The sequence below is a fragment of the Streptomyces sp. NPDC090045 genome (genome assembly GCF_044747975.1).
In the GTDB taxonomy this organism is placed as follows: domain Bacteria; phylum Actinomycetota; class Actinomycetes; order Streptomycetales; family Streptomycetaceae; genus Streptomyces.
In genome coordinates, this window is sequence record NZ_JBIVFA010000019.1 from 95,456 (window position 1) to 122,031 (window position 26,576).

Annotated in this window: 25 protein-coding genes; 19 read left to right on the plus strand and 6 right to left on the minus strand. The window is 72.7% G+C overall.

Annotation, left to right across the window (positions count from 1 at the left end; all coding sequences use genetic code 11):
- Positions 1-79 precede the first annotated feature (79 nt).
- Entirely contained in the window at positions 80-1,285 is a 1,206-nt protein-coding gene (locus tag ACIPYQ_RS36100) for an acyl-CoA dehydrogenase (protein ID WP_401258421.1), read from the minus strand.
- A 233-nt stretch (positions 1,286-1,518) separates the two neighbouring features.
- Between ACIPYQ_RS36100 and ACIPYQ_RS36105 the strand changes: the two genes are divergently transcribed.
- The 12 genes from ACIPYQ_RS36105 to ACIPYQ_RS36160 all read left to right on the plus strand — a co-directional run bounded on the left by ACIPYQ_RS36105 (position 1,519) and on the right by ACIPYQ_RS36160 (position 16,010).
- Complete coding sequence (locus ACIPYQ_RS36105; RefSeq protein ID WP_351157052.1) at positions 1,519-1,602, plus strand: putative leader peptide; 84 nt, start codon at positions 1,519-1,521, stop codon at positions 1,600-1,602.
- A 256-nt stretch (positions 1,603-1,858) separates the two neighbouring features.
- Positions 1,859-2,410 carry a winged helix-turn-helix domain-containing protein gene (locus ACIPYQ_RS36110; RefSeq protein WP_401258423.1) on the plus strand — a complete coding sequence of 184 codons (552 nt, stop codon included), beginning with the start codon at positions 1,859-1,861 and terminating at the stop codon, positions 2,408-2,410.
- 177 nt (positions 2,411-2,587) lie between these two features.
- Entirely contained in the window at positions 2,588-3,565 is a 978-nt protein-coding gene (locus tag ACIPYQ_RS36115; RefSeq protein WP_401258424.1) for an amino acid ABC transporter permease, read from the plus strand.
- Positions 3,562-4,338, plus strand: a complete 777-nt coding sequence (locus ACIPYQ_RS36120; protein WP_401258426.1) for an amino acid ABC transporter ATP-binding protein — start codon at positions 3,562-3,564, stop codon at positions 4,336-4,338. Before ACIPYQ_RS36115 ends, ACIPYQ_RS36120 begins: the two co-directional genes overlap by 4 nt.
- Before the next feature lie 72 nt (positions 4,339-4,410).
- Positions 4,411-5,427, plus strand: a complete 1,017-nt coding sequence (locus ACIPYQ_RS36125) for an ABC transporter substrate-binding protein (RefSeq protein WP_401258428.1) — start codon at positions 4,411-4,413, stop codon at positions 5,425-5,427.
- Between the two features lie 43 nt (positions 5,428-5,470).
- Positions 5,471-6,214 (plus strand): GNAT family N-acetyltransferase, encoded by a 744-nt coding sequence (locus tag ACIPYQ_RS36130; RefSeq protein ID WP_401258429.1) that lies wholly within the window; start codon positions 5,471-5,473, stop codon positions 6,212-6,214.
- 151 nt (positions 6,215-6,365) lie between these two features.
- Complete coding sequence (locus tag ACIPYQ_RS36135) at positions 6,366-7,565, plus strand: LLM class flavin-dependent oxidoreductase (protein ID WP_401258430.1); 1,200 nt, start codon at positions 6,366-6,368, stop codon at positions 7,563-7,565.
- A 23-nt stretch (positions 7,566-7,588) separates the two neighbouring features.
- The gene (locus ACIPYQ_RS36140) at positions 7,589-8,968 is read left to right on the plus strand and encodes an NtaA/DmoA family FMN-dependent monooxygenase (RefSeq protein ID WP_401258431.1); all 1,380 of its coding nucleotides are present in this window, start codon (positions 7,589-7,591) and stop codon (positions 8,966-8,968) included.
- On the plus strand, positions 8,965-10,011 hold the full coding sequence (locus ACIPYQ_RS36145) for an LLM class flavin-dependent oxidoreductase (protein WP_401258433.1): 1,047 nt from the start codon (positions 8,965-8,967) through the stop codon (positions 10,009-10,011). Before ACIPYQ_RS36140 ends, ACIPYQ_RS36145 begins: the two co-directional genes overlap by 4 nt.
- A gap of 11 nt (positions 10,012-10,022) precedes the next feature.
- Positions 10,023-11,135: an LLM class flavin-dependent oxidoreductase gene (locus ACIPYQ_RS36150; protein ID WP_401258434.1), complete on the plus strand. Its 1,113-nt coding sequence runs from the start codon at positions 10,023-10,025 to the stop codon at positions 11,133-11,135.
- A 187-nt stretch (positions 11,136-11,322) separates the two neighbouring features.
- The gene (locus ACIPYQ_RS36155; protein ID WP_401258435.1) at positions 11,323-13,755 is read left to right on the plus strand and encodes a SpoIIE family protein phosphatase; all 2,433 of its coding nucleotides are present in this window, start codon (positions 11,323-11,325) and stop codon (positions 13,753-13,755) included.
- A gap of 185 nt (positions 13,756-13,940) precedes the next feature.
- Entirely contained in the window at positions 13,941-16,010 is a 2,070-nt protein-coding gene (locus ACIPYQ_RS36160; RefSeq protein ID WP_401258436.1) for a protein kinase, read from the plus strand.
- 38 nt (positions 16,011-16,048) lie between these two features.
- Here the strand turns inward: ACIPYQ_RS36160 and ACIPYQ_RS36165 are convergent, their stop codons facing one another.
- Together ACIPYQ_RS36165 and ACIPYQ_RS36170 are read right to left on the minus strand one after the other, a co-directional pair.
- Positions 16,049-17,203 (minus strand): RNA polymerase sigma factor, encoded by a 1,155-nt coding sequence (locus tag ACIPYQ_RS36165; RefSeq protein WP_401258494.1) that lies wholly within the window; start codon positions 17,201-17,203, stop codon positions 16,049-16,051.
- 44 nt (positions 17,204-17,247) lie between these two features.
- Complete coding sequence (locus ACIPYQ_RS36170; RefSeq protein ID WP_401258437.1) at positions 17,248-17,655, minus strand: YciI family protein; 408 nt, start codon at positions 17,653-17,655, stop codon at positions 17,248-17,250.
- 149 nt (positions 17,656-17,804) lie between these two features.
- On the opposite strand from ACIPYQ_RS36170, the gene ACIPYQ_RS36175 reads away from it, so the two are divergent.
- The 3 genes from ACIPYQ_RS36175 to ACIPYQ_RS36185 all read left to right on the plus strand — a co-directional run bounded on the left by ACIPYQ_RS36175 (position 17,805) and on the right by ACIPYQ_RS36185 (position 20,694).
- The gene (locus tag ACIPYQ_RS36175) at positions 17,805-18,596 is read left to right on the plus strand and encodes an alpha/beta fold hydrolase (protein WP_401258439.1); all 792 of its coding nucleotides are present in this window, start codon (positions 17,805-17,807) and stop codon (positions 18,594-18,596) included.
- Positions 18,597-18,716: 120 nt separating this feature from the next.
- On the plus strand, positions 18,717-19,151 hold the full coding sequence (locus ACIPYQ_RS36180; protein ID WP_401258440.1) for a hypothetical protein: 435 nt from the start codon (positions 18,717-18,719) through the stop codon (positions 19,149-19,151).
- 256 nt (positions 19,152-19,407) lie between these two features.
- The gene (locus ACIPYQ_RS36185; protein ID WP_401258442.1) at positions 19,408-20,694 is read left to right on the plus strand and encodes an extracellular solute-binding protein; all 1,287 of its coding nucleotides are present in this window, start codon (positions 19,408-19,410) and stop codon (positions 20,692-20,694) included.
- A 17-nt stretch (positions 20,695-20,711) separates the two neighbouring features.
- Here ACIPYQ_RS36185 and ACIPYQ_RS36190 read toward each other — a convergent pair whose 3' ends face one another.
- Entirely contained in the window at positions 20,712-21,251 is a 540-nt protein-coding gene (locus ACIPYQ_RS36190; RefSeq protein ID WP_401258443.1) for a rhodanese-like domain-containing protein, read from the minus strand.
- A 63-nt stretch (positions 21,252-21,314) separates the two neighbouring features.
- Positions 21,315-21,884, minus strand: coding sequence for an XRE family transcriptional regulator (locus ACIPYQ_RS36195; protein ID WP_361769018.1), 570 nt, complete (start codon positions 21,882-21,884; stop codon positions 21,315-21,317).
- Positions 21,885-22,012: 128 nt separating this feature from the next.
- On the opposite strand from ACIPYQ_RS36195, the gene ACIPYQ_RS36200 reads away from it, so the two are divergent.
- The 4 genes from ACIPYQ_RS36200 to ACIPYQ_RS36215 are packed head-to-tail and all read left to right on the plus strand — an operon-like array spanning position 22,013 to position 25,689.
- Positions 22,013-22,792: an ABC transporter permease gene (locus tag ACIPYQ_RS36200; protein WP_401258445.1), complete on the plus strand. Its 780-nt coding sequence runs from the start codon at positions 22,013-22,015 to the stop codon at positions 22,790-22,792.
- The gene (locus tag ACIPYQ_RS36205; protein WP_401258447.1) at positions 22,789-23,505 is read left to right on the plus strand and encodes an ABC transporter ATP-binding protein; all 717 of its coding nucleotides are present in this window, start codon (positions 22,789-22,791) and stop codon (positions 23,503-23,505) included. The genes ACIPYQ_RS36200 and ACIPYQ_RS36205 overlap by 4 nt, the downstream gene beginning before the upstream one ends.
- Positions 23,506-23,557: 52 nt before the next feature.
- On the plus strand, positions 23,558-24,553 hold the full coding sequence (locus ACIPYQ_RS36210) for an ABC transporter substrate-binding protein (protein ID WP_401258449.1): 996 nt from the start codon (positions 23,558-23,560) through the stop codon (positions 24,551-24,553).
- 26 nt (positions 24,554-24,579) lie between these two features.
- Positions 24,580-25,689 (plus strand): aryl-sulfate sulfotransferase, encoded by a 1,110-nt coding sequence (locus tag ACIPYQ_RS36215; RefSeq protein ID WP_401258451.1) that lies wholly within the window; start codon positions 24,580-24,582, stop codon positions 25,687-25,689.
- 28 nt (positions 25,690-25,717) lie between these two features.
- Here ACIPYQ_RS36215 and ACIPYQ_RS36220 read toward each other — a convergent pair.
- The coding region (locus tag ACIPYQ_RS36220; protein ID WP_401258453.1) for a formylglycine-generating enzyme family protein at positions 25,718-26,576 on the minus strand (859 nt) is incomplete at its 5' end.

Sequence of the window (26,576 nt, forward strand, 5' to 3'; positions counted from 1 at the left end):
GGCTGCCGAACGGGTACGCGTACCCGCCCGGCAGCCGGGGGCTCAAGCCGCGGACCCCCGACCTGAGCCGTGCCCCGCGTCAGCGGAAGGCCGCCACCGCGCGGTGGGAGCCGTTGAGGTAGTGCTCCCCGATGGAGCGCAGGCGGTGCGCGACCGGCCGGTGGGCCGTCAGGACCCGGGCGTTGCGCCAGAACCGGTCCAGGCCGGGCGCGTCGGCGAGTTCCAGCACCCGCGCGGTGATGCGCAGGGCTGCCTTCGACGTCACGGTCTCGGCCGTGGCGACCAGTGCGGCGACGCCCGCGGCTCCCTCCGCATCCAGGTGCGGACCCGTGTCCAGGGCCTGCGCCATCATGTCCGTCGCCCGGTCGACCACGGCGGTGGCCGTCTGGGCGGCGGAGGCCAGTTCCCCGTACGTCAGGAAGAGGTCCGGGTCCTGGCCGGGCAGCCGGTGCGCGCGCCCGCCCCTGCTGAGGTCGCGGGCCTCGGTGAGGGCGCCCTCGGCGATGCCGAGGCCGACGTGGCACAGGGCGAGCCGGAGGGCCGGCTCCGCGAGCGCGGTGAAGGGCGCGGTCGACTCCTCGTCGTGCGGCCGGCGGCCCAGCACCTGCTCGGGGGTGACGGTGACCCGGTCGAGGACGACCTCGCCCGCGCCGGCGACGCGCTGCCCGAGGCGATCGTGGGCGGGTTCGACGGTCACGCCCCGGGCGCCGGATGGGATCCGTACGACCAGGACCTCACCGTTCGCGGCGCAGACGGCGTCGAGCACGATCTGGTCGGCCGTGGCCACCGCGGTGTCCACGGCGCGGCGCCCGCTCAGCACGTAGCCGGTGGTGTGCCGCCGCAGCGTGAGGTCCGGGCCATCGGTGTCGTCGTCGGGCCACGGCGTGCGGACCGCGCCGGTCCACAGCCACCGCTCGCGCACCGACTCCTCTTCGAGGGCGGTCGCGTGCTCGTGACTCCCGTAGAAGCGTCCGCTCCACGCGTGGACGAAGTGCCGGGCGAGTACGTCGCCGACGGAGCTGTCCGCCGCGGCGATCTCCCGTATGACGGCGCATCCGGTACGCCAGTCCGCCCCGCGGCCCGGCCCGGGCGGAGTGAGGGACGCCGGCAGGCCGGCCTCGCGCAGCCGGGCCGTCTCGTCGGTCGGCGGCTTGCCCGCCTGATCGCGGACGATGGCGTCCGCGGCGAGGTCGTCCGCCACATCGCGGGCGGTCCGCAGGAGCGCGCGGCGCTCCTCCTCGACGGGCCGGCGGCCGGTGGTGCCATGGGGGATGGCGGTGGTCATGTCGGCTACTCCGGAACGTTGTTGGGTGGCGCCGGCCGGCCGCTTCACCGAATCCCCACCTTTCCCATCGGATTGATAGGGATACTCGCCCGAAGCCGCCCGCCCGGCAAGAGCGTGACCGAATGGCGGACGATGCGATCTCGACATGAGAGACCGTGCAGGTCAGCGGCATTTCCTAGTCAATCGATAGGGAACTATTGACGCGCGCCCGCCGCGCACCTCACGATGTGACCATGTCCCCGTCGCAGCCGTTGCTCGTACGCCGCAGGCACGTTGACTTCCGTCGCGTCGCCAGCGCGGTCTGCCGACCCGTCTAGGGCCTTCCGTCAGGGCCTTTCCGCCAGGGCATTCCCCCGACGCGCGCCGGTGTTCCGGCTGTCGCTCCCCGCTGTGCGCTGCGCTTCCCTCGTGACCCCGGTCCCTTGAGCCGTACGGGTCCGTCCTGCGTGCGACGCGCCGGCCCTCCCGGTCGCATCCGGAAACCGTCGCGGGAACCGTCGCGGAGCCCCGTGCCCCGTCGTGGCCGAACACCCGGCATCCGTACCCGACTCCGAGCAGCCGAAGGGGATCTTCATGACCACCGCAGTTCCCGCACCCGCCGTCCGCCGTTCCCCGGCCCCGCACCTCCAGCTGGTCGGTGACCGTCCGCCCCTCGTCTCCGCCGAGGGCACCGACGGCGGCCGCGTCGCCTACCTCGTGTTCCTGCCGGCGAACGTCGACCCGGTGGCGGTGATGACCGCGCACGGCATACGGCCCGAGGTCCGTCCCCTCGATCCCGGAACGACTCCGGCCCCCGAGCCGGACCCGGCCTCGCATCCCGGTCCCGGCCGGCACCGCGATGCCATCCACGTCGACCGCGCGCGCCGGCTGGCCGAGGTCGACGGGCGCGAACTGGACCTCACCTACCTGGAGTTCGACCTCCTGGACCACCTCGTGAGCCATCCGTACACGGTGCACACGCGTGACGCCCTCATCTCGGGCATCTGGGGCTACGGGCACTTCGGCGACGGTCGCACCGTCGATGTCCACGTGGCCCGGCTGCGCCGCAAGCTCGGGCCCGCCCACCGGGGCCGCATCTCCACCGTGCGCCGCGTGGGCTACAAGTACGTTCCCGATCAGCAGTAGCCGGATCATTTCATTCAAAGGCGTTGTGTGTACGGCGGATGAAATTGCCGCACGCTTCCCCGGATACCGATATCAGGACCGTTGACAGCCGTTATCCGGGCTGCCTAGCTTACGCCGCAGATCACGCAATAGCGGCCTCTTCCGTCCGGCATGACGGCTGCTTTTCGATTCTTCGACTTGTCGAATGCGGCTGGAGTGTCGTTGACCGAATCCCTTGTCCTCACCGCGCCCCCGGGACCGCCGGCGCCGGCCGAGCGGGTCCTCCCGCTCCGCCGGCCCGGGCGGTGGATCGCCACCGCCGTCGTGCTGGTGCTGGCCTCCCAGGCAGCTCACGGGCTGCTGACCAATCCCTTCTACCAGTGGGACCGGTTCGCGTACTGGTTCGTCCGTCCGGCCATCCTGGAGGGCCTGCTCATCACCCTCCAAGTGGCCGCGTACAGCGCGGTCCTGGGCCTCGCGGGCGGCATCCTGCTCGCCCTCGGCAGACTGTCCGCGAACCCCGTACTCCGGTCGGTGAGCTGGACCTACATCTGGCTGCTGCGCTCGGTGCCGCTGATCGTGGTCCTGCTCTTCCTCTACAACCTCAGCGCCCTCTACCCCACCCTGAGCATCGGGGTGCCCTTCGGCCCCGCCTTCTTCACCTTCGACGAGTCGCGGCTGGCCACCGACATCGTCGTGGCGGTCGTGGGACTGAGCCTGAGCGAAGCGGCGTACGCGGCCGAGGTGGTACGGGCCGGCGTGCTCTCCGTCGACCAGGGCCAGCACGAGGCGGCGGCCGCGCTGGGACTTCCCAAGCGGTACCAGTTCGCCCGGATCGTCTTCCCCCAGGCGCTGCGCTCCATCGTCCCCGCCTACGTCAACCAGCTGATCGGGCTGGTCAAGGCCACCTCGCTGGTCTTCTACGTATCGCTGCTCGACCTGTTCGGCACGGTGCAGAGCCTCGGCAGCACCTACTCCGGCGACGTCGTGCCGCTGCTGCTGGTGGCCACCTTCTGGTACGTGGTCCTCACCAGCGTCCTCTCGGTCGTCCAGTTCTACGTCGAGCGGTACTACGCGCGCGGCGCGCTGCGCACCGTACCGCCCACCCCCCTGCAGCGGGCCCGGACGGGCCTGCGCGAACTGCGGGACCGCTTCCGGAAGGAGACGGCGCGATGACCGCCCTCACGCGGGCCGCCGCGATCGAGGTCCACGACGTGCACAAGTGGTACGGCCGGCAGCAGGTTCTGGACGGGGTCAGCCTGACGCTGCGGCCGGGCACGGTCACCGCGATCCTGGGCCCCTCCGGCTCCGGCAAGTCCACCCTGCTGCGCGTCATCAACCACCTGGAGAAACCCGAGGCCGGATACGTCAGCGTGGGCGGCGAGCTGATCGGCGTACAGCGGCAGGGCGGGCGGCTGAAGGAGCTGAGCGAGCGGGCGATCCTCGCCCAGCGCGGACGGATCGGCTTCGTCTTCCAGAACTTCAACCTCTTCCCGCACCTGACCGTGCTGGACAACGTCGCGGCGGCCCCGGTGGCCACCGGCAGGATGCCGCGGCCGCGGGCGCGGGCCCTGGCCCGTGAACTCCTGGAGCGCGTCGGACTCGGCGACCGGACCGGCGCCTATCCGCGGCAGCTGTCCGGCGGCCAGCAGCAGCGCGTGGCCATCGCCCGCGCCCTCGCGCTGCGGCCCGGAGTCATCCTCTTCGACGAACCCACCTCCGCGCTCGACCCCGAACTCGTCGGCGAGGTGCTCTCCGTGATCAAGGACCTGGCCACCGGCGGCACGACGCTGGTCATCGTCACGCACGAGATCGGCTTCGCCCGCGAGGTCGCCGACGAGGTCGTCTTCCTCGACGGCGGCCGCATCGTCGAACAGGGCCCGCCCGGGCAGGTGCTGGACCGGCCCGCCCACACCCGCACGCGGGAGTTCCTGAGCAAGGTGCTCTGACTCCGCCGCTTCCCACTCCCGCCGCGCCCCACTCCCTCCACCCCCGCCCTTCCCGACCCGAAAAGGAACACCATGCAACGCCGACGCTCCCTGCGCACCAGACTCGTCCGCGGCCTCGGCGCCGCCACCGCGACCGTCGCCCTCGCCTCCGGACTCACCGCGTGCGGCGGCGACGCCGAGGCCACCGGATCGGGCTCCGGCAAGGTCACCGTCGGCGGCGTGTCCAACGGAGCCGCCCAGCAGGCCGAGCTGTCCGTCCCGGTGGTCGAGTCCCTGCGCGCCCAGCTGCCCGCCGAAGTCCGCGAGCGCGGCGAACTCGTCATCGGGGTCGGCGCACTGCCCGCCGGCTACCCGCCCCTGGCGTACGTCGGCACCGACCAGAAGACCCTGACCGGCGCGGAACCGGACCTCGGCCGCCTGGTGGCCGCGACGCTCGGCCTCAAGCCGGTGGTGAAGAACTCCACCTGGGAGAACCTCTTCGTCGGCATCGACAGCGGCAAGGTGGACGTGGGCTTCACGAACGTCACGGTCACGGAGGAGCGCAAGAAGAAGTACGAGTTCGCCTCCTACCGGCAGGACAACCTGGCCTTCGAGACGCTGAAGGACAACCCCTGGAACTACGGCGGCGACTACCGCAATCTCGCGGGGAAGACGGTCGCGGTCAGCTCGGGCACCAACCAGGAGAAGATCCTGCTGGAGTGGCAGAAGAAGCTCCGGGCCGAGGGCAAGGACATCACCGTCAAGTACTTCCCCGACACCAACAGCACCTACCTGGCCCTCAGCGGCAAGAAGATCGACCTCAGCTTCGGCCCGAACCCGTCCATCGCCTACCACATCACGCAGACGGCGAGCGGCAGCGCCCCGACCCGCAACGCGGGCTCCTTCTCCGGCGCCGGAGAGTCGCTCCAGGGCCTCATCGCCGCGACCGCGAAGAAGGACAGCGGGCTCGCCAAGCCGGTCGCGGGGGCGATCAACCACCTGATCGAGAAGGGCCAGTACGCGCAGCTCCTCGCCGCCTGGAACCTGTCCAGCGAGGCCGTCACCGCCTCGGAGGTCGACCCGCCGGGCCTGCCGGTGACCAACTCCTGAATCCCCGGCCCCCGGGCCGCGCCACGGACGGAGAGCCCACCCCGTGACCACGAACGCAGGTCCCACCACGCACGTCCTCGACAACCCCGCCTGGGCCTCGTTGTCCGGCGCGCACGCCGCCTTCGCCGAGCGGGCGGCACCTCACGAGGCGGGCCCCTCCTCCTCCCGCGCCGCCCGCTACCCCTCGGACGTCTCGCCGTTCGCCGCCCTCGCGGACCCGGCCGACCCGGACTCCTGGGCCGACCTGCGCAGGCTGGTCGGCGACGGCGGAACCGCCGCGCTCGCCGGCGTACTGACCCCGCCCGACGGCTGGGAGACCCTCGGCTCGGTCCCCGGCGTCCAGCTGGTCGACACCTCGCTGCGGGCCGAACCCGCCCCCGAGGCGGTCCGGCTCGGCCCCCGCGACGTACCCGAGATCCTCGGCCTGATCGAGCTCACCAAGCCCGGTCCGTTCCTGCCCCGCACCGTCGAGCTGGGCACGTACCTCGGCATCCGGCACCGGGGCCGGCTGATCGCGATGGCCGGAGAGCGGCTGCGGCCACCCGGCTGGACCGAGATCAGCGCGGTGTGCACGCACCCCGACCACCAGGGCCGGGGGCTGGCGACGCGGCTGGTCCGCGCCGTCGCCGCGGGCATCCGGGAGCGCGGTGACGTCCCGTTCCTCCACACCGCCGCGGGCAACACGACGGCGATCCGGCTGTACGAGTCGATCGGCTTCACCCTGCGCCGCCGCCCGTCCTTCACGGCGGTCCGCGCGCCCGGCAACACCGCTGCCAACTTCTCTTAATATTCAGGTCATTGTATGGCACCGCTATAAGGCATAGCGTTTTGAAGAGTTGGTGATGACGGGCCTCTTCCCCGCCCTCTCGTACGCCCTCATATTCGCGACGCGCATCGGCCTTTTCCTCGCCCGGCCGATCAGGAAGGCGTAATTCGACGTGTCCTCCTCCCCGCCCGCATCCGCATACGCATCTTCCGAATCGCTACACCTGGCCGTCGCGCTCGACGGCGCGGGTCGCCACCCCGCCGCCTGGCGCGAGCCGGGGGCCCGGCCCGGTGAAATCTTCACGGCCCGCTACTGGGCCGATGCCGTGGCCGAGGCCGAAGCCGGACTGCTCGACTTCGTCTCCTTCGAGGACTCCCTCGCCCTCCAGTCGTCCTCGGCGGACGGGCCCGACGGACGCACGGACCAGGTCCGGGGGCGGCTGGACGCCGTGCTCACCGCCGCCCGCGTCGCCCCGCTGACCCGGCACATCGGACTGGTCCCGGCCGTGACGGCCACCCACACCGAGCCCTTCCACATCTCCAAGGCGATCGCCACCCTGGACCACGTCAGCCGCGGGCGGGCGGGCCTGCAGATCCAGGTGTCGCAACTGGCCTACGAGGCACGGCACTTCGGACGCCGGGCGGTCCCGCTGCCCGAAGCGGACTCCTATGAGGAGGCAGCCGACCACATCGAAGTGATCCGGCGGCTGTGGGACAGCTGGGACGACGACGCCGAGATCCGGGACGTGGCCACAGGCCGGTTCGTCGACCGCGACAAACTGCACCACATCGACTTCGAGGGCCGTCACTTCAGCGTGAGAGGGCCGTCGATCACCCCGCGCCCGCCGCAGGGGCAGCCCGTGGTCGGCGCGTCCGGCGCCGGCGAAGCCTCGTACGCGCTCGTCGCCCGGTCCACGGACGTCGGGTACGTGGCCGCGCACGACGGGGACGGTGCGAGGGCCGCCGTCGCGGCGATCCGGCGGGCCCGGGAGGCGACCGGGCTCGCGGCGCAGCCGCTGCACCTGTTCGGGGACCTCACGGTGTTCCTGGACGAGGACGCCCCGGCGGCCGCCGCCCGTCTGGAGCGCTTGGACCTCCTCGCGGGTGCCTCGTACGGCGGCGGGGGCGCGGTCTTCGGCGGAAGCCCCGGGCAGCTGGCCGACCTGCTCCTGGAGCGCCGGGAGACCGGTCTGTCGGGCTTCCTGCTGCGGCCCGGTGTGATCGCCCGCGACCTGCCCGCGATCACCCGGGGGCTGGTGCCGGAGCTCCAGCGGCGCGGGGTCTTCCGCCGCGCGTACGAGGCGGACACCCTGCGCGGACTGCTGGGCCTGGAGCGCCCGGCCGGCCGCTACGCCGCCCACCCCGCCGCCTGATCCCGGACCCGGAAGGTTTCGTCATGAGCAGCAAGCCGCTCAAGCAGATCCATCTCGCAGCCCACTTCCCCGGCGTCAACAACACCACCGTGTGGAGCGACCCGGCGGCCGGAAGCCACATCGACTTCGGCTCCTTCGTCCACTTCGCGCGGACCGCCGAACGCGCCAAGTTCGACTTCCTCTTCCTCGCCGAGGGGCTGAGGCTGCGCGAACAGGGCGGAAAAATATACGACTTGGACGTGGTCGGCCGTCCCGACACCTTCACGGTGCTCGCCGCCCTGGCGGCGGTCACCGAGCGCCTGGGCCTGACCGGCACCATCAACTCCACCTTCAACGAACCCTACGAAGTGGCCCGCCAGTTCGCCTCGCTCGACCACCTGTCCGAGGGGCGGGCCGCCTGGAACGTGGTCACCTCCTGGGACGCCTTCACCGGCGAGAACTTCCGGCGCGGCGGGTTCCTGCCGCGCGAGGAGCGCTACAGCCGGGCCAAGGAGTTCCTGGTCACCGCGACCGAGCTGTTCGACTCCTGGGACGGATCCGAGATCCTCGCCGACGCCGGCTCGGGCGCCTTCCTGCGGGACGCGCGGGCCGGGACCTTCGCCCACCGGGGCCCGCATTTCGACATCGAGGGCCACTTCAACGTGCCGCGCAGCCCGCAGGGCCGGCCGGTGATCTTCCAGGCGGGTGACTCCGACGAGGGCCGCGAGTTCGCCGCCTCCAGTGCCGATGCGATCTTCGGCCGGTACGGGACCCTCGACGCGGGCCGGGAGTTCTACGCCGACGTCAAGGGCCGGCTGCCCAAGTACGGGCGCACACCGGACCAGTTGAAGATCCTGCCCGCGGCCACGTTCGTCCTCGGCGACACCGACGCCGAGGCCCGCGAGGCCGCCCACGAGGTGCGCCGCCTCCAGGTCAGCGGTCAGACCGCGATCAAGTTCCTGGAGCACGTCTGGAACCGGGACCTGTCGGGCTACGACCCGGACGGCCCGCTGCCCGAGGTCGACCCGGAGGTGGGGGAGAACACCATCGCCCTCGGGCGCGCGAGCGTCCGCGAGTTCCGTGACCCGCTCGCCACCGCCCGGCAGTGGCGCGCGCTCGCCGAGGCCAAGAACCTGTCGATCCGCGAGCTCGTCATCTCCACCACCGCCGACCAGACCTTCGTCGGCTCCGCCGCCACCGTCGCCCAGCAGATCGACACGCTGGTGCAGGCGGACGCGGCCGACGGCTTCATCCTGGTTCCCCACATCACCCCCGGCGGCCTGGACGTCTTCGCCGACACCGTCGTCCCGCTGCTCCAAGAGCGGGGGGTCTTCCGCACCGAATACGCGGGCACCACCCTGCGCGACCACCTCGGGCTCACGGTGCCGGAGGCCGTCTCCGACCGGCGGGCAGCACGCTCATGAAGTTCCTGGCCATCACCCTGATCACGGACTCCGCGGATCCGGTCACGGGCGCTCCCACCTCCACCCGTGAGCGGTTCCGGGAGGTGGTCGACGCCGCGCTGCTCGCCGAGGAGCTCGGCTTCGACGGCTTCGGGGTCGGCGAGCGCCACGAGCGGCCCTTCCTGTCGTCCTCGCCGCCCGTGGTCCTCAGCCACATCGCCGCACTGACCCGCCGGATCCGGCTGTTCACCGCCGTGACCACGCTGAGCCTGCTGGACCCGGTGCGTGCCTACGAGGACTACGCGACGCTCGACCACCTGTCCGACGGCCGCCTGGAACTGATGATCGGCAAGGGCAACGGCACCGCTCAGCGCGAGCTGTTCCACGTCACCCCGGAAGACCAGTGGGAGCGCAACGCCGAGGGCTACGAGCTGTTCCGGCGGATCTGGCGCGAGGACAAGGTGAGCGCCGAGCCGCGCTTCCGCCCCGCGCTGGCCGGCGCCGAGGTACTGCCGCGGCCCTACCAGCCGGCCCTGCGCGTCTGGCACGGCAGTGCGACCAGCCGGGAGTCCGTAGACCTCGCGGCGCGCTACGGAGACCCGCTCTTCTCCGCGAACGTCACCCACCCGATCGGTCCGTACGCCGAGCTGATCCGCCACTACCGGGAGCGCTGGGAGCACTACGGGCACGATCCCGCGCACGCCGTCGTCGGTGCGGGTTCGGCCGGCTACCACGCGGCCCCCACCTCGCAGCAGGCGGTGGCGGCGTACCGGCCGGCGTTCGCCCGGTACCTCGCCTTCCACGCCCGGCAGGGTCTGGATCCCGTCTTCCCGACGCTGGAGGACTTCGTCGAGCGGAGCTCGGCGCTGATCGGCAGCCCCCAGCAGGTGATCGAGAAGGTCCACCGCTACCACGAGGCCTTCGGCCACACGGTCCTGCACCTCCAGGCGGAGCCGGGCGGGCTCACCCCCGCGCAGCACCGGGCCTCCCTCGAACTCTTCCAGTCGCAGATCGCCCCGGTGCTGCGCCGCGAGATCCCCGACCCTTCCTTCCCCGACCTGTAAGGAGCCCGGCCATGTCCGGCACACCCCTCGGGGTCCTCGACCTCGTCCCGGTCCCGTCCGGCTCCACCGCCGCCGAGGCCCTGCAGCACAGCATCGACCTCGCCCGGCAGACGGAGGCCTTCGGCTACACCCGCTACTGGTTCGCCGAACACCACCTCAATCCGGGAGTCGCCGGGACCTCCCCGGCGGTCGTGCTCGCGCTGACCGCCTCCGCGACCTCGACCATCCGCCTCGGCTCCGGCGCCGTCCAGCTCGGACACCGCACCGCCCTGTCCACGGTCGAGGAGTTCGGCCTGATCGACGCGCTGCACCCCGGGCGCCTCGACCTGGGCCTGGGCCGCTCGGCCGGCCGGCCGCAGCCGGGAGCTTCGCAGGACCCCCCGTTCGAGGGGTACACCCCGAACGGCCTCCGCATCCCGGCCCGGTTCTCCTTCGCGCACCTGCTGGGCCACCCGCGGGTCGCGCTCCAGCAGCGGCTGCTGAACCTGCCCGGTGCCCAGCCGCAGGACTACGCCGAGCAGATCGACGACGTCCTCGCGCTGCTGCGGGGCGACTACCGCTCCCCGGAGGGGCTGGAGGCACACGCCGTACCCGGCGAGGGGGCCGACGTACAGGTGTGGATCCTGGGCAGCAGCGGCGGGGTCAGTGCGGAGACCGCCGGCCGCAACGGGCTGCGGTTCGCGGCCAATTACCACGTCAGCCCCGCATCGGTGCTGGAGGCGGCCGAGGGCTACCGGGCCGCCTTCAAGCCCTCGGCCGAGCTGGACCGTCCGTACCTGACGGTGTCCGCCGACGTCGTCGTCGCCGAGGACGACGCGACCGCCCGCGAACTGGCCGCCGGATACGCACCCTGGGTGCGCAGCATCCGTACCGCCGAGGGCGCCATCCCCTTCCCCACACCCGCCGAGGCGCGCGCCCTGCCCTGGACGGAAGCGGACCGGGAACTCGTCGCCGACCGGGTGGACACCCAGTTCGTCGGCTCGCCGCGGACCGTCGCCGATCACCTGGAGCGGCTCCAGGAGGCCACCGGGGCCGACGAACTGCTGATCACCACCATCACCCACGACCACGCGGACCGGGTCCGCTCCTACCGCCTGCTGGCCGAGGAGTGGCAGCGTCGTTGACCGCCCGGGCGGTGCAGCCGGCGAGGACGGTCCTCCGAAGCCCCGTCGCACCCGTCCGTCACGGCAGGTCCACGCAGCGTAGGCGGCGCCGGGGCCCGGGCTGCGCCCCGACTCGCTCGAACGGTCCCGGGCGCGACAGCATGGGAGGGGGCGGTCGGCGGGCTCCCGGGAGGAGGCGCTACAGGCAGTGATCAGACGTCGCTTTGCGTTCTGCGGGGCAGAGCTGGCCGCTGTCTACGTGATCGCAGACCAGGCCAGGGAGCTCCACCTGGCCGAGCTGACCGGGAACCGCGACGTCCTCTACGGCCTGCCCGCGATCCTCGCCGTGGCCAGCCATTCGCCCGCCGCCAACGCCTTCCGCGACGGCCGACCCCTGTGGCTGACCCCCAAGGAACTCGCCACCTTCATCGAGGACGATCCCCACCATTTCCCCACCCGGATCCGGGACGGCGACCCCGAATCGCCCGCCAGGATCTCGCTCGGCGCGCTGCCGCTGGGCCACGGCGACCAGGAGCTCGGGTGCCTGATCGTCGCCGGCGAGGTCGGGGACGGCTTCAGCGCCGACGACCGCAGCCTCCTGGAGCTCTACGCCGATCAGGTGGCCGCCGGACTCGAATCGGTCGCCGCACGCTTCGCCGGACGCAAAGCCCCGCAGGCGCACCTGGGCCAGTCCCTGGTGCCCCACCAGGGCGGCGCCTTCATCCTGGAACTGAGCACCGGCCGCATGGAGGCCCACGCCCACGTGCTGGAACTGCTCGGCCTGCCTCCCGAGCAGTTCGACGGGCAGGTGGAGACCCTGCTGGCCTGCGCCGTCCCCGACGACATGCCCGCACTGATGGCGGTCGTGGAGCCGGACCGGCTCGCCGCCGTCGGACAGCAGCTGGCGTTCCGCATCCGCCGCCCGAACGGCGAGCTGCGCTGGCTGGGGCTGCGCTGCCGCGTCGAGGTGGACGCCGACGGCACACCGCAGCGCGTCCTCGGCGTGGTGGCCGACGCCACCTATCTGCGCCCCAGCGCCGACGAGGTCTCCCTCGTGCAGCGGCTGTCGGCCACCCTGGCGGGCGCGGCGACCATCCGAGAGGTCAGCCGGCTGGCGGCCGCCGCCCTGCGCGAGCCGCTCGGCGCCTCCCGGGTCGCGGTCGGCGAACTGGAACCCGAACGGCTCATCGTCACCGCCCTCGACCCTCCGGAGCCCGATGCCTGGCCCGAGGTCTGGCGCTCGGAATGGCGCTCCGAGTGGCCCGACGTGTCCCTCAGCGGCCTCCCCACCCTGGAGGGCGCGCTCCGCGGGGGGCACATGAGCCTGTGGCCGCCGGGCGCGGACCTCGAACCCGGCCTCCTGGGCGTCGGGCCCGGCGGTCTCGCGGTGCTGCCACTGCCGGCCGAAGGCCGGATCGTCGGGGTGTGTCTGGTGGGATGGGACGCCGAGCACCGGTTCGGACCGGAGGAGCGGTCGCTGCTGACCGCGACCGCCGGGCTGGTGGGACAGGCGCTGGTGCGCGCCCACGCACTGGACGCGGGCCACGAACTCGCCACCATGCTCCAGCGCAGTCTGCTGCCCCGAAAGCTCCCGGAGCTGCCGGGCGGGGTCGCCGTCGCCCGCTACCTGCCCGCGACGGCGGGACTCGAGGTCGGCGGCGACTGGTACGACGTCATCCCCCTCGGCGACGGGCACGTGGCCTTCGTCATCGGGGACGTACAGGGGCACAGCGCGGGAGCCGCCACCATCATGGGGCAGATGCGCACGGCGGTCAGGGCCTACGCGGTGGAGGGCCACCCGCCCGATGTGGTGGTCGCGCGGGCCAACCGTCTGCTCGTCGGCATGGAGACCGATCTGTTCGCCACCTGTACGTACGTGGACCTGGACATGGAGGAGGGCATCGCCAGGGTCGTACGGGCCGGCCACCTGCCGCCGCTGCTGCGCCACCCCGACGGAGTCACCGAGGAGATGGCGGTCGAGGGCGGACCTCCGCTCGGCGTGCTCGCGGAAGCCGAGTTCCCCATGACCGAGGCGGGACTGCTCCCCGGAACCGTGCTCGTCCTGCTCACGGACGGCCTGGTCGAGTCCGCCAGGCTGCCACTGGAGGAGGGCATGCGGCGGGTGCGCGACGTGCTCGTCACGGCGGACCCGGCCGATCCCGGAGGCGTCGCCGACGAGCTGGTCTTCGGTGTCGGCCGTCGCGACGACGACGTGGCGTTGCTGCTGCTGCGCTACGACGGCACACGGGGCCGGCCGAAGCGGAGCCACTGGACGGTCTGGCGGCTGCCCGACGCGGTCCTGCACGCCCGCCGCTTCGCCGCGCGCACCCTGCGGTCCTGGGGAGTGGAGCAGGAACTCGACGCGGCTCTGCTGGTCGTGTCCGAGCTGGTCACCAACGCCATCGCGCACACGCAGGGCGAGGTGGGCATGGACCTGACCCTCTCTGCGGACCGGCTGCGCATCGCGGTGAACGACGCATCGCCGCGCAGCCCCGTCAAACCGGCATGGGTGAGCTGGGAGTCGACCGGCGGCCGCGGGCTGCTCATCGTCGACGCGACGACGACGGCCTGGGGCTCGGTGCCGCTCAGCGGCGGCAAGCAGGTATGGGCCGAGATCCCCTGGCACCACGCGGACGGCTGAAGCGGAGGGCGGGGCCTGCCGTGCGGTGATCCGGGACTACCCGGGTGGGCCTGATCGAGCCGTCGGGGGCCGGCGGTCGGTCTTTCCGGGCCCGGGGGACAGCCCTACTGTGTGGACTGCCCCGTGGCTGTCGGGCAGGGCAGGGCGGGGCAGGACCGTGTTGTTCTTGGGAGGGGGCACGCGTCATGCGCGGGTTGGATCCGGACGATCCGGCGGTGGTCGGCCCGTATGCGCTGACGGGCCGTCTGGGCGAGGGCGGAATGGGCAGGGTCTACCAGGGCCGTTCTCCGGGCGGGCGCCTGGTTGCCGTGAAGGTGGCCAGGCGTGATCTCGCCGCCGATGCGGCCTTCCGGTCACGCTTCCGCAGCGAGGTCGAAGCGGCCCGCCGCGTGGGCGGATTCCACACGGCACAAGTCGTCGACGCCGATCCCGACGCGGACCCGCCGTGGATGGTCACGGCGTTCGTCCAGGGCCGAACCCTCGACGTGGCGATCGCCCAGGACGGGCCGATGGACGAGGACGGGCTGCGGGCGCTGGCCGCCGCCCTGGCAGAGGCGTTGGGCGCGATCCATGCCTGCGGTCTGGTGCACCGGGACCTGAAGCCGTCGAACATCATCATGTCGGGTGACGGGCCGCGTGTGGTGGACTTCGGCATCGCGCGTGCACTGGACGAGACGCGGCTGACGCAGACGAGTGTCGTGGTGGGTACGGCGGGCTTCCTGGCTCCCGAGCAGATCAGCGGGGGCGTGATCGGGCCGGCCTGTGACGTGTTCGCGCTCGGGGCCGTGCTGGTGCACGCCGCGGGTGGGCGCGCGTTCGGTGAGGGCAGCCACCTGGGCCTCATGTACCGGGCCGTGCACGACGCGCCGGACCTCTCGACCGTGCCCGGACCGCTGCGCCGACTGGTCGAGGCCTGTCTCGCCAAGGCTCCGGCCGACCGGCCGGAGCCTGCAGGGCTGCTGGAGGCCCTCGGGCCGGTGGTGCCCGCACCGGTCGCAGAACGGCCGGCAACCTCTGACGTGGGCGTCGCCGCAGAGGAGGGCGTGGCGCAGGCCGCCCCGGCCCGCCCCGTCCCGCCTGCGGTCACCGTCCCCGCGACCGCGGTCGAACGTCCGCGACCCGAGGCCCGTGCCGACGTCGCCGGATTACGGGAGGCCATGTTCACCACGCCGCGCCGCAACCGCGCCGCGGTCGCCCTGACATGGGCCGCCCTGGCCGGCATCTGCTCCTATGCCGCCTTCGCCATGACCCTTACGCACGAGACCGCCGCGAATGTGCTCGTCCTCCTCCCCTGGCTGTGCGCCCCCTTGTTCGCGGCCGTCATCGCCTGGCAGCCGGCCGCCTTGCAGATGAACGCCTCCGGGCTGATCGTCGGCAAACAGACCCTGAACGGCCGGCGGGGTGCCCGGATCGCCTGGCAGCACCTCGCGGGTGTCGACGTGATCCCCTTCGGGCCCCGGCGCCTGCCATTCCTGCGCCTCACCTTCGTCGACGGCGCGCCCCTGCCCTTCGACCTCGACCCCGATGCCTGGCAGGCCACCGCACTCGACGTCCCGCTGCCCAGGAAGGTGACCTGCACGGGCTCCGACGGCAGTCCCGCCCGGCCCCGGCGCCCCGACCCCGACGCCCTCAAGCAGACGGCCGAGGAAGCCGTACGGCACTTCGCCCCCCACACCCTGCCCAAGCGCCGGAAAAAGAAGCGGCCGACCGGCGAAAGGGACCTTCCCGAGCGCCTCCAACTCGCCGTACCGCTCTCCCACCGCAGGGCCGCGACCGTCGCCTGGCTGGTGACGGCAGCAGGCTTTGCATGGTGGTTCTACCTCCGAATCCAGAGCGGTGATGCGGAGGACGACGTCTGGGACGTCCTGTGGCTCGTCGTGCCGGCGCTCGGAGCGTTCGCATGTCTGGTGCGGCTGGTACAAGCGCTGTTCTTCGAGCAGAGCGTCGCCTTCGACGCGGACGGCATCACCGTGCGCAGCCTCGGCACGGATACCTGGTTCATCGTCCAGAGCCAGCTCATCTCCTGGGCCGATGTCTCCGCGCTGAGTTCGGCGGACTCAGGGACCTCGGCCGTCCGCGTGCACTTCCGGAGCGGGCGGCCGCTCCCGCTGCCGCAACGCGGCCTGAAACGGCAGACCGCGACCCGGGTCAACCTGGACGTGAGCGCCGGCGGCACTCGGGGCTCCATCGAGCGCCGCCGCCTCATCACCGCGGTCCGCCACTTCGCCCCGCACGTCGACACCGGCCGCCTGTGAACACGACCCACCGCGGCGAAACGGCCGATCCGCGTCCGTCAGCCACGCCGGCGGGCGTTGAGCCGGGCGGCCTGCCGCGTCAGGTGGTCGCGCTCGGCGGTGTTGGGGGCCTTCCGGGCCGCCTCGGAGTACAGGCGCGCGGCCGTCTCCGGGTCGCCGTCGCGCTCGTGGAGGTACGCCGCCACCGCGGTGTGGCGGGGCAGCGAGTCGTCCAGCGCCGCGAGCGCCGCCAGGCCGGCGCGTGGCCCGTCGGCCTCGCCGACGGCCACCGCGCGGTTGAGCCGGACGACCGGGCTGTCGGTCAGGCGCGCGAGTTCGTCGTACCACTCGACGATCTGCACCCAGTCGGTCTCCTCGGCGGTCGGCGCGTCGGCGTGCAGGGCCGCGATGGCGGCCTGGGCCTGGAACTCGCCCAGCCGGTCGCGGGAGAGGGCCGTCTGCAGGATCCCGACGCCCTCGGCGATCAGCCCGGTGTCCCACCGGCCGCGGTCCTGCTCGGCGAGCGGCACCAGGCTGCCGTCGGGCGCGGTCCGGGCGGCGCGCCGGGCGTGGTGGAGCAGCATGAGGGCGAGCAGCCCCGCCACCTCGGGGTGGTCGATCGCGGCGGCGAGCTGCCGCGTGAGCCGGATGGCCTCGGCGGCGAGGTCGACGTCGCCGGAGTAGCCCTCGTTGAAGACCAGGTAGAGGACGCGCAGCACGGTGGCGACATCGCCCGGCTGATCGAACCGCACCCCCGAGACGGTGCGCTTGGCCCGGCTGATGCGCTGCGCCATGGTCGCCTCGGGCACCAGGTAGGCCCGGGCGATCTGGCGGGTGGTCAGCCCGCCGACGGCGCGCAGGGTGAGCGCGACCGCGGACGACGGCGTCAGCGACGGGTGGGCGCACAGGAAGTAGAGCCGGAGCGTGTCGTCCGTCCCGGGCACCGGCCCGGGCGCCGGCTCCTCGTCGACGAGGTCCTCGCGTCGGCGCCGGGCGGCGTCCGAGCGGGTCGCGTCGAGGAACCGGCGCCAGGCCACCGTGATCAGCCAGGCCTTGGGGTCCCGCGGCCGGTCGTCCGGCCAGACGCGGACGGCCTCCAGCAGCGCGTCCTGTACGGCGTCCTCGGCCGCCTCGAAGTCGGCTCCGCGGCGGACGAGGATCCCGAGCACGCCCGGTGTGAGGGTCCGGAGCAGGGCCTGGTCTACCGGGTCCACCTCGTTCACCTCGTTCACCTCGTCCACGTGTTTCCCCCGGGAGGTCACTCGGTGATGGTGGGCGGCGCGGCCAGGAACGGGCGCAACTCCAGCCACTCGTGGATCGGCTTTCCGCCCGCCCCGGGGGCGGCCGACAGTTCCCCGGCCAGCTCGAGGGCGCGCTTGTAGCTGTCGACGTCGATCACCATCCAGCCGGCGATGAGGTCCTTGGTCTCGGCGAACGGGCCGTCGGTGACGGGCGGGCGCCCCTCGCCGTCGTAGCGGACGAACGTCCCCTCGGGGGCGAGCGCCTGACCGTCGACGAACTCGCCGGTTCCCTCGAGCCGGTCCGCGAAGTCCCGCATGTACTGCACGTGCGCCGAGATCTCCTCCGGCGTCCACTGGTCCATGGGGACGTCGTTCACCGCAGCCGGGGCGCCGCGGTAGTGCTTCAACAGCAGGTACTTGGCCATGACGATTCTCCTCGGTGCCCTGCGACCCATTGTGGTCGCGTTCACTGCAGGGACGGAGCCGGTCCCGGGTTCTCGACATCCTCCCCGAAACTTTTTCCGGCGCAGCGAGACGCGGCCTCGCGCCGCCCCCACGTGGTTAGCATGCGGGCATGGAGATCCGAGTGGGCCGGGTGGTGGTCCACTACGTGGAGCACGGGAGCGGCCGACCCGTGCTGGTGCTCCACGGCGCCGGCGTCGACCACCGCGAGACCGAGGCCTGCTTCGAGCAGGCTCTCGACGGCCTCGCGGGGCTGCGGCGGATCTATCCCGACCTCCCCGGCATGGGCCGGACCACCGCGCCCGGGACGCTGCGCAGCGCCGACGACGTCCTCGACACGCTGCTCCACTTCGCCGACGAGGTCACGGGCGGGACTCCGTACCTCCTCGCCGGTCACTCGGCGGGCGCGTACTACGCGCAGGCGATGGCCGCGAGGGGCCAGGAGCAGCGGGTCGCCGGCCTGGCGCTCGTCTGCCCGTTGCTGCCGGGGCTCCGGGACGTCCCGGAGCACCGCGTCGTCGCCGGATCGGGTGAGATCGGCGACGACGCCTTCCGGAGCTACTTCGTGGTCCAGACCCCGGAGATGCTCGAACGGTACGAGCGGTACGTCGCCCCGGCCGCCGGGCTCGTCGACCAGACGGCGCTCGAACGGATCGGCGAACGGTGGGCACTCACCCCCGGTCGCGCGCCGGCCTACGCGGGTCCGACCGCGGTCGTGGCGGGGCGGCTGGACTCGACGGTCGGGTACGCCGCCGCCGTCGACCTCGCCGGCCACTACCCGCACGCCTCGCTCGCCGTCGTCGACGACGCGGGACACGCCCTGCCCCACGAGCGACCGGCACTCCTGCGCGCCCTCCTCGCCGACTGGCTCGAGCGTGTCGAGCGCGTCGAGCGCTTCACCTGACCCGGATCAGGCTCCTGACCTGGTCAGAGGTGTGCGGGGGACCGGGGCGGCCGAGGCCCGTTTGACATGGTTCGAAGGGGTGGCAGGGTGGTAGGTGGGGTCACTCTTGGGAGGTTCCGGATGGCATCCTGTTCGGCTTCGGGTTCCCTGGCGAGGCAGCTTCCGCTCAGGCTGACGACCGGCGCGTTCTTCCTGAACTCCGGCGTGTCGAAGCTGGGCGCGGACGAGGCCACGGCTGAGGGACTGCACCAGTTCGCCGCTCACACCTACCCGTTCCTGGGCGAGCAGGATGCCCAGAAGTTCGTCCGGCTGCTCGCCGCCGGGGAGATCGCCATCGCCGCCGCGCTGCTGGTGCCCTTCGTACCGGCCGCTGTCGCAGGGGCCGCGGTGACCGCGTTCTCCGCCGGCACCCTGGGGCTCTACCTGCGGACGCCGGGGATGCGGCAGGAAGGCAGCCTGCGCCCCACCGAGCAGGGGATCGCGCTGGCCAAGGACTTCTGGCTGCTCGGCATCGGCGTGGCCCTGGTCGTCGACGGCCTCGACGAGGACGGGTGACGCACCACGGGTGACGCACCACGGGGTACTGGTTTCACCGCGTGGCGGCCTCTACGCGCGTAGGAAGGGCTCGCCACATGGCGGAAGCCACAAGCGTGTTGGGCTTTGACTGGATCATCGGCCACACCTGCCCCACGAGTGGAATCAATAACTCCCACATCAGGAGATGATTCCGGCCACCGGGCCGCAGGGCACCCACCCTCGGCCGGGTGTGCCATGAGCAGTGACAGCCCAGCGACATCAGGGGAATACACCCGTGCGACGAAAGATCTTCGGCGCGGCCGCCACCGCGGTCGTGCTCGGCCTGCTGATACCACTGTCCGGATGCGGCGGTTCGGACGACGGTGCGGGCGACGGCGGAACGCTTCGCCTGGTGGCCGCCGAGTACGGCGACACCCCGGCCACCAGTTCCAAGGCCTACTGGGACAAGGTGACCGGCAACTTCACCGCCGCCAACCCCGGTATCAAGGTCAAGGTCCAGCTGCTGCCGTGGGCCGACATCGACCGCGAGGTGTCCCGGATGGTGAAGGCGGGCAAGGCGCCCGACCTGGCGCTCATGGGCTCCTATTCGGACTTCGCCGACCAGGGGAAGCTCTATTCCGCGGAGGAGGTCCTCTCGGTCGGGGCCGAGGCGAACTTCCTGCAGCCGCTCGCCGAGGCGGGGACCGTCAACAGCCGTCTCTACGGACTGCCCTTCGTGGCGAGCAGCCGCCTCCTGTTCTACAACGAGGCGCTCTTCGCCAAGGCCGGCGTCAAGAAGCCCCCCAAGACCTGGTCCGACCTCAAGGCCGCCGCCAAGGCGCTCAAGGACAAGGACGTGAAGTACCCGTACGCCATGCCCCTGGGCCCGGAGGAGGCCCACGCCGAGGCGTTGATCTGGGAGCTCAGCAACGGCGGTGGCTACGCCGACAACAGCGGCAAGTACAGCCTGGACTCCGAGCAGAACACCGGGACCTGGCAGTGGGTCAAGGACAACCTGGTGACCCCCGGCCTGGTCGGGCCCACCCCGCCGTCGCGGCTGAACCGCGCCGACGCCTTCGCCGCCTTCCTGCGGGGCGAGGTCGGCATGCTCAACGGCTACCCGTCGCTCGCCCACCAGGCGGCCGAGAAGGGCATCGACGTCGGCACCGTCGCCATGCCGGTGTCGGACTCGCTCGGCGCGGGGGAGAGCCCGCCGACCGTGGGCGTGGCCGACTGGATGGTGGCCTTCAAGCAGAACGACAGGCGTGCCGGGATCGGCAAGTTCCTGGAATTCGTCTACCAGGACAAGAACCTGTCGGACTTCGCCGGCCGCTACCACCTGCTGCCGTCCACCTCCTCCGCCGCACGCACCCCGGCCGGCGGCGGCCTCAGCCAGACCGACGAGGACTTCCTGAGCGCACTGCGGACCGCCCGGCTCTACCCGGTGAACGACCCGTCGTGGGTGACGGTCAGCGACACCATCAAGCGCAACATCGGACGCGCCGTGGAACCGGGCGGCGACCCGAAGGCCGTCCTGGAGGACATCGCGGCCAAGGCGGTGGAGGCCGGCAAGCAGAACTGAATCCGGGGCTTGAGGGGCTACTTCCCGCGCTGGTTGAAGGGCAGTCTGCCGAGGACGACCGCCATGCCGCAGGTGTTGGTGAGGGCTGAGAACACCAGACCGGCCGCGATCGCGGCGGACAGCAGCCGGAACGCCGGATGGACGAACAGGCCCAGGGCCAGGCCCAGTAGCACGAGGGCGCCCGCGGTGATGCGGACCTGACGCTCCATGGCCCAGACGGCCCGCGGCCGCCCGGCCGGGTAGTGCAGCCCGTGGCCCCCGGCTGCCCACGCCGTGGTGCCGCCGCTCAGGCTCGACGCGGGGATGCCGTGGGAGGCCAGGGTGGCGGTGGCGTTGTCCGAGCGGGCGCCCGACGAGCACACCAGGAGGAGCGGCTTGCGCCCGGCGGCCTCCCGGAGTTCCGGCAGCGCCCGCCCGATGCGGTCGAGCGGGATGTTGAGGGCGTCGGGCAGGTGGCCGGACGCGAACTCGGCGGGAGTGCGGACGTCGACGACGGTGAGCCCGTCGAGGCGGGGCTGTGCCTCGGCGACGCTCAGCGTGGCGGCGGAATCACTCATGGCGGATCAGATCCTTGGCAGGGGGGAGGGCACGCACGCGGACGCGGCGCAGGTGGCGCCGGCCTAGGCGTTCGCGATGACGAGGAGGGTGCGGGCGGGCGTCGGCCCCGTCAGGCGACATCGGTGCGGGACTTCGCCCCGGTGGTGGGCGCTCTGGCCGGCGCGCAGGGTCAGCGGTGCCTCGCCCTCGAGCTCCAGGACCAGCTCGCCCTCCAGGACGTAGAGGAAGTCCTCGCCGGGGTGCTCGAACCAGCCGCGCTCGCCCTGGCCGGGCTCGAAGTGGTGCTCGTACGCCTCCATCAGCGCGCTGCGACCGCCGGGGATGAGCACCTGCGCGACCTGCCCCGCGGTCTCGCTCACCCGGATCACCTGCGGGTCGCTCTCGTGGCTGACCGCGCCCGGACGGCCGGGCGGCCGGAGGAAGGTGCCCGGCGTGACGTCGAGCGCCTCGGCGATCCGGTAGATCGAGCTGAGGCTGGGCGTGGCGAGGCCGCGTTCGAGCTGGCTGAGGAAGGGCTGGGAGAGGCCCGAGCGGGCGGCGAGGACGGCCATGGAGACGCCGCGCTGTTTGCGACAGCTCCGGATCACCCGTCCGACCTCGATCGCCTCGGGCGTGGGTTCGGGTCGAGACACGCAGGTGAACGTACCGCATCGTCGATCACGGGTCCGGCGCCCCGGCGAGGTTTCGCACTGCCGCAACACTCTCGTCATAAGCGTGGTCAATTATTGACCTCACTTATCGACGACGGAGGAGCCGCCCCGTGCAAGCCACCCACTCACCGCCCGGCCGGACCCTCGGCCGACTGGGCCCGGCCCTGGGCGCGGCAGGCGCCGTGCTCGCGCTCTGGTACCTGCTCGCATGGTCCGGTGCGGTGGCTCCGGGACTCCTCCCCACGCCCGCCCAGACCCTGGCCGCGCTCGCGGACAGCGCCCGCAGCGGCATCCTGGCCGCCGATCTCGGCGCCAGCCTGGCCCGTGCCGGGCAGGGCTTCGCGCTGGGCGCCCTCGTCGGCAGCGCCCTGGGCTTCGCCACCGGCTACCTGCCGAAGCTGTCCGCCGCCGTTACCCCAGTCGTCTCCTTCCTGCGCCCGATCCCGGCCATCGCCCTGGTACCGCTCGCCACCGCCTGGTTCGGCATCGGGGAGACCGCCAAGCGCCTGCTGATCGCGTACGCCGTACTGCTCGCCGTATGGCTCTACGTCCACGACGGCGTGTCCCGGGTCCCGGTCTCCCACCTGCGGGCGGCCCGGTCGCTGGGGGCTCCGCTGCGCCGGCGCTTCATCGAGGTCCTGCTGCCGGCCGCCGCCCCCGCCCTGCTCGCGGCGCTGCGCTACGGGGCTTCGGTGGCGCTGCTCGCCCTGGTGGCCGCGGAGCTGGGCGGCGCGGACAGCGGTCTGGCGTACCGGCTCCAAGTGGACGGCCAGTTCCTGCGGGTGGACCGGATGTTCGCCGGGCTGCTCGTGCTCGGGCTGCTCGGCGTGGCCGTGGACCTCGTACTGGCCGCGATCGGCCGCCGGTTCGTGCACTGGAGCACGTCATGAGCCGGGCCGTACGTCTGGAGGGGCTGTCCGTGGGGTACGGCGCCGCCCCCGTGCTGGAGCGGACGGACCTGGAACTGCCCGCGGGCTCGTTCACCGCCCTGCTCGGGCCGAGCGGATGCGGCAAGTCCACCGTGCTCGGCGCCGTGGCCGGGTTCGTACCGCCCGCCACGGGCACGGTGACGGCGGGTTCCCGCCCCGTGCGCGGACCGGGGCCCGACCGGGGCGTGGTCTTCCAGCACTACGCGCTCTTCCCCTGGCGCACCGCCCGCGGCAACGTCGAGTTCGCGCTCAAGCGCCTCGGGCTGCCGCGCGCGGAACGCCGTCGGCGCGCCCTGGAGGCGCTCGCCGAGGTCGGCCTCGCGGACGGCACCGACAAGTACCCGGCGCAGCTCTCCGGCGGCATGCAGCAACGCGTCGCGCTGGCGCGCGCCCTGGCCGCCGAGCCCGAAGTGCTCCTGATGGACGAGCCGTTCGGGGCCCTGGACGCCCTGACCCGGACCCGCATGCAGCGCCTGCTGCGGGAGCTGTGGCAGCGCAGGGGCACCACCGTGCTGTTCGTCACCCACGACATCGACGAGGCACTCGCCCTCGCCCAGCGGGTCGTCGTCCTCGGCGGGTCCCCCGGGCGGGTGCTGGCCGATCACCCGGTGCCCGACGGACCCCCCGACCCGGACCTGCGCTCACTGATCGCCCGCCACCTCGGCTCCGACTGAGCCCCTCGATCCCCCCTGCCCGCTTCACCCACGTCCCCGGAAGGACCTCCCCATGCCCAGACCCCGCGCGGTGGCCGCCGTACTGATGGCCACGCTGCTCTGCGCCCTCGCCTCGGCCTGCGCAGGCGGCTCCGGCCCCGCGACCGCCGGCCGCCCGGCCGTCTCCCTCGCAGCCAGCGACCACCTCGGCGGGGCGCCCGTCTACGTGGCCCAGGAGCGCGGGCTCTGGTCCGCCGAGGGGATCGACGCCACCGTGACCACCCAGCCGACCGGGCGTGACGCCCTGAACGCCGTCCTGGGCGGCCAGGCGCAGCTCGGCGTGGTCGGGGACCTGCCCGCGGTGACGGCCGCGCTCGGAGGGCGCGACCTGCGGATCGTCGCCGACCTGTCCCGCTTCTCCGACTGGCGCCTGCTCACCCGGACCGACCGGCAGATCACCGGCTTCGCCGCGCTGAAGGGCCGCAGGATCGGAGTCCCGCAGGGTACGAACGTCGAGTACGCGCTCTCGCGGATGCTCGGCTCCGTACAGCTGACGTCCGCGGACGTGACCGTGGTGAACCTCGCCCCGAACCAGGTCACTCCGGCGCTCGCCCGGGGCGACATCGACGCCGGCGTCACCTTCCCCAGCTTCTACGACGCCGCCCGCACCACGCTCGGGGAGCGGTACGCCGAGCTCCCGTTCACCGGCTACACGGCACGCACCCTGCTGATCGCGGGCCCCAAGGCGGACGAGGAGACCACGGCCGCCGTGCTCCGCACCCTGCTGCGCGCCCAGCGCGCGATCGGCGACGACCCGGCCGGCGCACGACAGGCCGTGGTGGCCCAGTCCAAGGGCGCGCTCCACGCCGGATACGTCGACGGCTACCAGCCCCGCTACACCTACGGCGCGACCCTCGGCCCCGAACTGCTGGCGCAGTTGGAGGAGGAGGCCGCCTGGGCCAAGGCCGCCCAGAACCTGCCGGGAGCCGCCGACCGCGCCGCACTGCTGCGGTACCTGAACCCCGGCCCCCTGACGGCCCTCGACCCCGCCGCCGTCACCGTCCGCTGAACCCCACCCCACCCGAGGAGATCCCCATGACCGTCGACCAGAACACCCTGCGCCGCCGCGGCGTCGGCCTGATCGCCCACGACGCCGAGCGCAGCTACGGCGGCCACACCCTCTACACCCCGATCACCAGCGCCGGCGAGATCCACCTCGTCGACATCGAAGGCCGGTCCGTCCACACCTGGAACTCCCCGCACCCGCCCGGCCGCCAGGCACAGCTCCTCCCGAACGGGAACCTCTTCTACGCGGCCAAGGACACCAGCAGCCCCACCCTGTTCCCCATCTGGGACGTCTACCACGGCGGCATCTTCCAGGAACTGGCCCCCGACTCCACGGTGATCCGCGAGGTCAGGCACCCCTTCCACCACCACGACGCCTCGATCCTGCGCAACGGCAACCTGATCATCGGGGCCGTCGAGCCGCTGGACCCGGCCGACGCGGCCCGGATCCGGGGCGGCATCCCCGGATCCGAGGCACCCGGCGGGGTGATCTACGGGGACGTGGTGTACGAACTGACCTGGGACGGGGAGATCGTGTGGCGCTGGGCCGCCATCGAGCACCTCGACCCCGAGGAAGTGCCGCTGAACCCGCACTTCGCCCGCAACCACTGGCCGATGGCCAACACCGTCAACGAGAGCGCCGACGGCTCGATCGTGGTGGGCTTCCGCAGCGCGTCCACCACCGTGGCCGTCGACCGCGCCGACGGGTCCGTCCGGTGGCGCATCGGCCCCGACGTCCTGGCCCAGCAGCACCATCCGCACGAGCTGGCCGGCGGCACCGTCCTGGTCTTCGACAACGGCACCTACCGCGACACCACTTCGGTGCCGTACTCGCGGGTGCTGGAGCTCGACCCGCACACCGGCAAGGAGGTGTGGGCGTACGAGGACAACCCGCCGCAGAACTTCTTCAGCCCGTACATGTCCAGCGCCCAGCGCCTGCCGAACGGCAACACCTTCATCGCCGAGGGCTCCTTCGGACGGCTCTTCGAGGTGACGCCCGACGGTGACGTGGTGTGGGAGTTCGTGGTCCCGCAGTTCCGGTCCTTCGGCGAGGGCGTGGGCCTGGAGTCCTCGGCCGGCGCCCAGAACTCCGTCTTCCGCGCCTACCGTTACGCGGCCGACCGGTTCCCCTGGCTCTGAACGGCACCGGTATCCGCGCGCGGCCGCGCTATGCGTCGGCCGCGCAGCGGAAACCGATGTTCCCGCTGCTGCTCTCCGGGGTGTTGCCGGTGCGCGCGGCCACCCGGTAGCGGTTGCAGTACGAGTCGTGGCAGAGGTACGAACCGCCGCGCATCGCGCGGGTGCCCCCGTCCGGCGCGAAGGCGTCGGCCGACCACTCCCACACATTGCCGACTGTGTTGTAGAGGCCGTAGCCGTTCGGCTCGTAGGCGTCGACGGGCACCGTGCCCACCCGGCCGTCCTCCTTGGTCGTCACCAGGGGGAACTCGCCCTGCCAGATGTTGCACCGCCCCTGCCCGCCGGGAGCGAGCTCATCGCCCCAGGGGTAGCGCGCCTGATCCAGCCCGCCACGGGCCGCGTACTCCCATTCGGCTTCCGTCGGCAGCCGCTTGCCCGCCCACGCGGCGTACGCCACCGCGTCGTACCAGGCCACGTGCACCACCGGATGCCCGTCCTCGGCCGCGGAGCCGGGCCCGTACGGCCGGCGCCACGACGCGCCCGCGACGCCGCGCCACCACGGCGTGCCCGGCGGGGCGGGGGAAGCGAGCACGGTCTCCGGTGCGAGCAGGCCCGCGAAGACGTACGACCAGCCGAGCCGCTCGGCGACGGTCCGGTACCCGGCGGCATCCACGAACGCGGCGTACTCGGCGTGGGAGACCGCTCGTTCGTCGATGCGGAACGGGGCCACGGAGACCTCGCGCACCGGCCCCTCTCCGTCATCGGCGTTGGCGGCCTCGTCCTCGTTGCCCATCCGGAAGACCCCGCCGGGGGGGCGCCCCCCGCCCCCCCCCCGCGGGCGGGGGGGGGGGGGGCGCGCGGCCGGGCGGGGGCGGGGGGGGGGGGGCCGC

What these genes read in the sequence shown, in the direction of transcription:
- ACIPYQ_RS36150 (WP_401258434.1), top strand. Translation starts at nt 10,023, where the DNA reads ATGTCCGGCACACCCCTCGGGGTCCTCGACCTCGTCCCGGTCCCGTCC.
- ACIPYQ_RS36120 (WP_401258426.1), top strand. Translation starts at nt 3,562, where the DNA reads ATGACCGCCCTCACGCGGGCCGCCGCGATCGAGGTCCACGACGTGCAC.
- ACIPYQ_RS36125 (WP_401258428.1), top strand. Translation starts at nt 4,411, where the DNA reads ATGCAACGCCGACGCTCCCTGCGCACCAGACTCGTCCGCGGCCTCGGC.
- ACIPYQ_RS36170 (WP_401258437.1), bottom strand. Translation starts at nt 17,655, where the DNA reads ATGGCCAAGTACCTGCTGTTGAAGCACTACCGCGGCGCCCCGGCTGCG.
- ACIPYQ_RS36215 (WP_401258451.1), top strand. Translation starts at nt 24,580, where the DNA reads ATGACCGTCGACCAGAACACCCTGCGCCGCCGCGGCGTCGGCCTGATC.
- ACIPYQ_RS36205 (WP_401258447.1), top strand. Translation starts at nt 22,789, where the DNA reads ATGAGCCGGGCCGTACGTCTGGAGGGGCTGTCCGTGGGGTACGGCGCC.
- ACIPYQ_RS36160 (WP_401258436.1), top strand. Translation starts at nt 13,941, where the DNA reads ATGCGCGGGTTGGATCCGGACGATCCGGCGGTGGTCGGCCCGTATGCG.
- ACIPYQ_RS36190 (WP_401258443.1), bottom strand. Translation starts at nt 21,251, where the DNA reads ATGAGTGATTCCGCCGCCACGCTGAGCGTCGCCGAGGCACAGCCCCGC.
- ACIPYQ_RS36180 (WP_401258440.1), top strand. Translation starts at nt 18,717, where the DNA reads ATGGCATCCTGTTCGGCTTCGGGTTCCCTGGCGAGGCAGCTTCCGCTC.
- ACIPYQ_RS36100 (WP_401258421.1), bottom strand. Translation starts at nt 1,285, where the DNA reads ATGACCACCGCCATCCCCCATGGCACCACCGGCCGCCGGCCCGTCGAG.
- ACIPYQ_RS36210 (WP_401258449.1), top strand. Translation starts at nt 23,558, where the DNA reads ATGCCCAGACCCCGCGCGGTGGCCGCCGTACTGATGGCCACGCTGCTC.
- ACIPYQ_RS36140 (WP_401258431.1), top strand. Translation starts at nt 7,589, where the DNA reads ATGAGCAGCAAGCCGCTCAAGCAGATCCATCTCGCAGCCCACTTCCCC.
- ACIPYQ_RS36110 (WP_401258423.1), top strand. Translation starts at nt 1,859, where the DNA reads ATGACCACCGCAGTTCCCGCACCCGCCGTCCGCCGTTCCCCGGCCCCG.
- ACIPYQ_RS36175 (WP_401258439.1), top strand. Translation starts at nt 17,805, where the DNA reads ATGGAGATCCGAGTGGGCCGGGTGGTGGTCCACTACGTGGAGCACGGG.
- ACIPYQ_RS36105 (WP_351157052.1), top strand. Translation starts at nt 1,519, where the DNA reads ATGTCCCCGTCGCAGCCGTTGCTCGTACGCCGCAGGCACGTTGACTTC.
- ACIPYQ_RS36145 (WP_401258433.1), top strand. Translation starts at nt 8,965, where the DNA reads ATGAAGTTCCTGGCCATCACCCTGATCACGGACTCCGCGGATCCGGTC.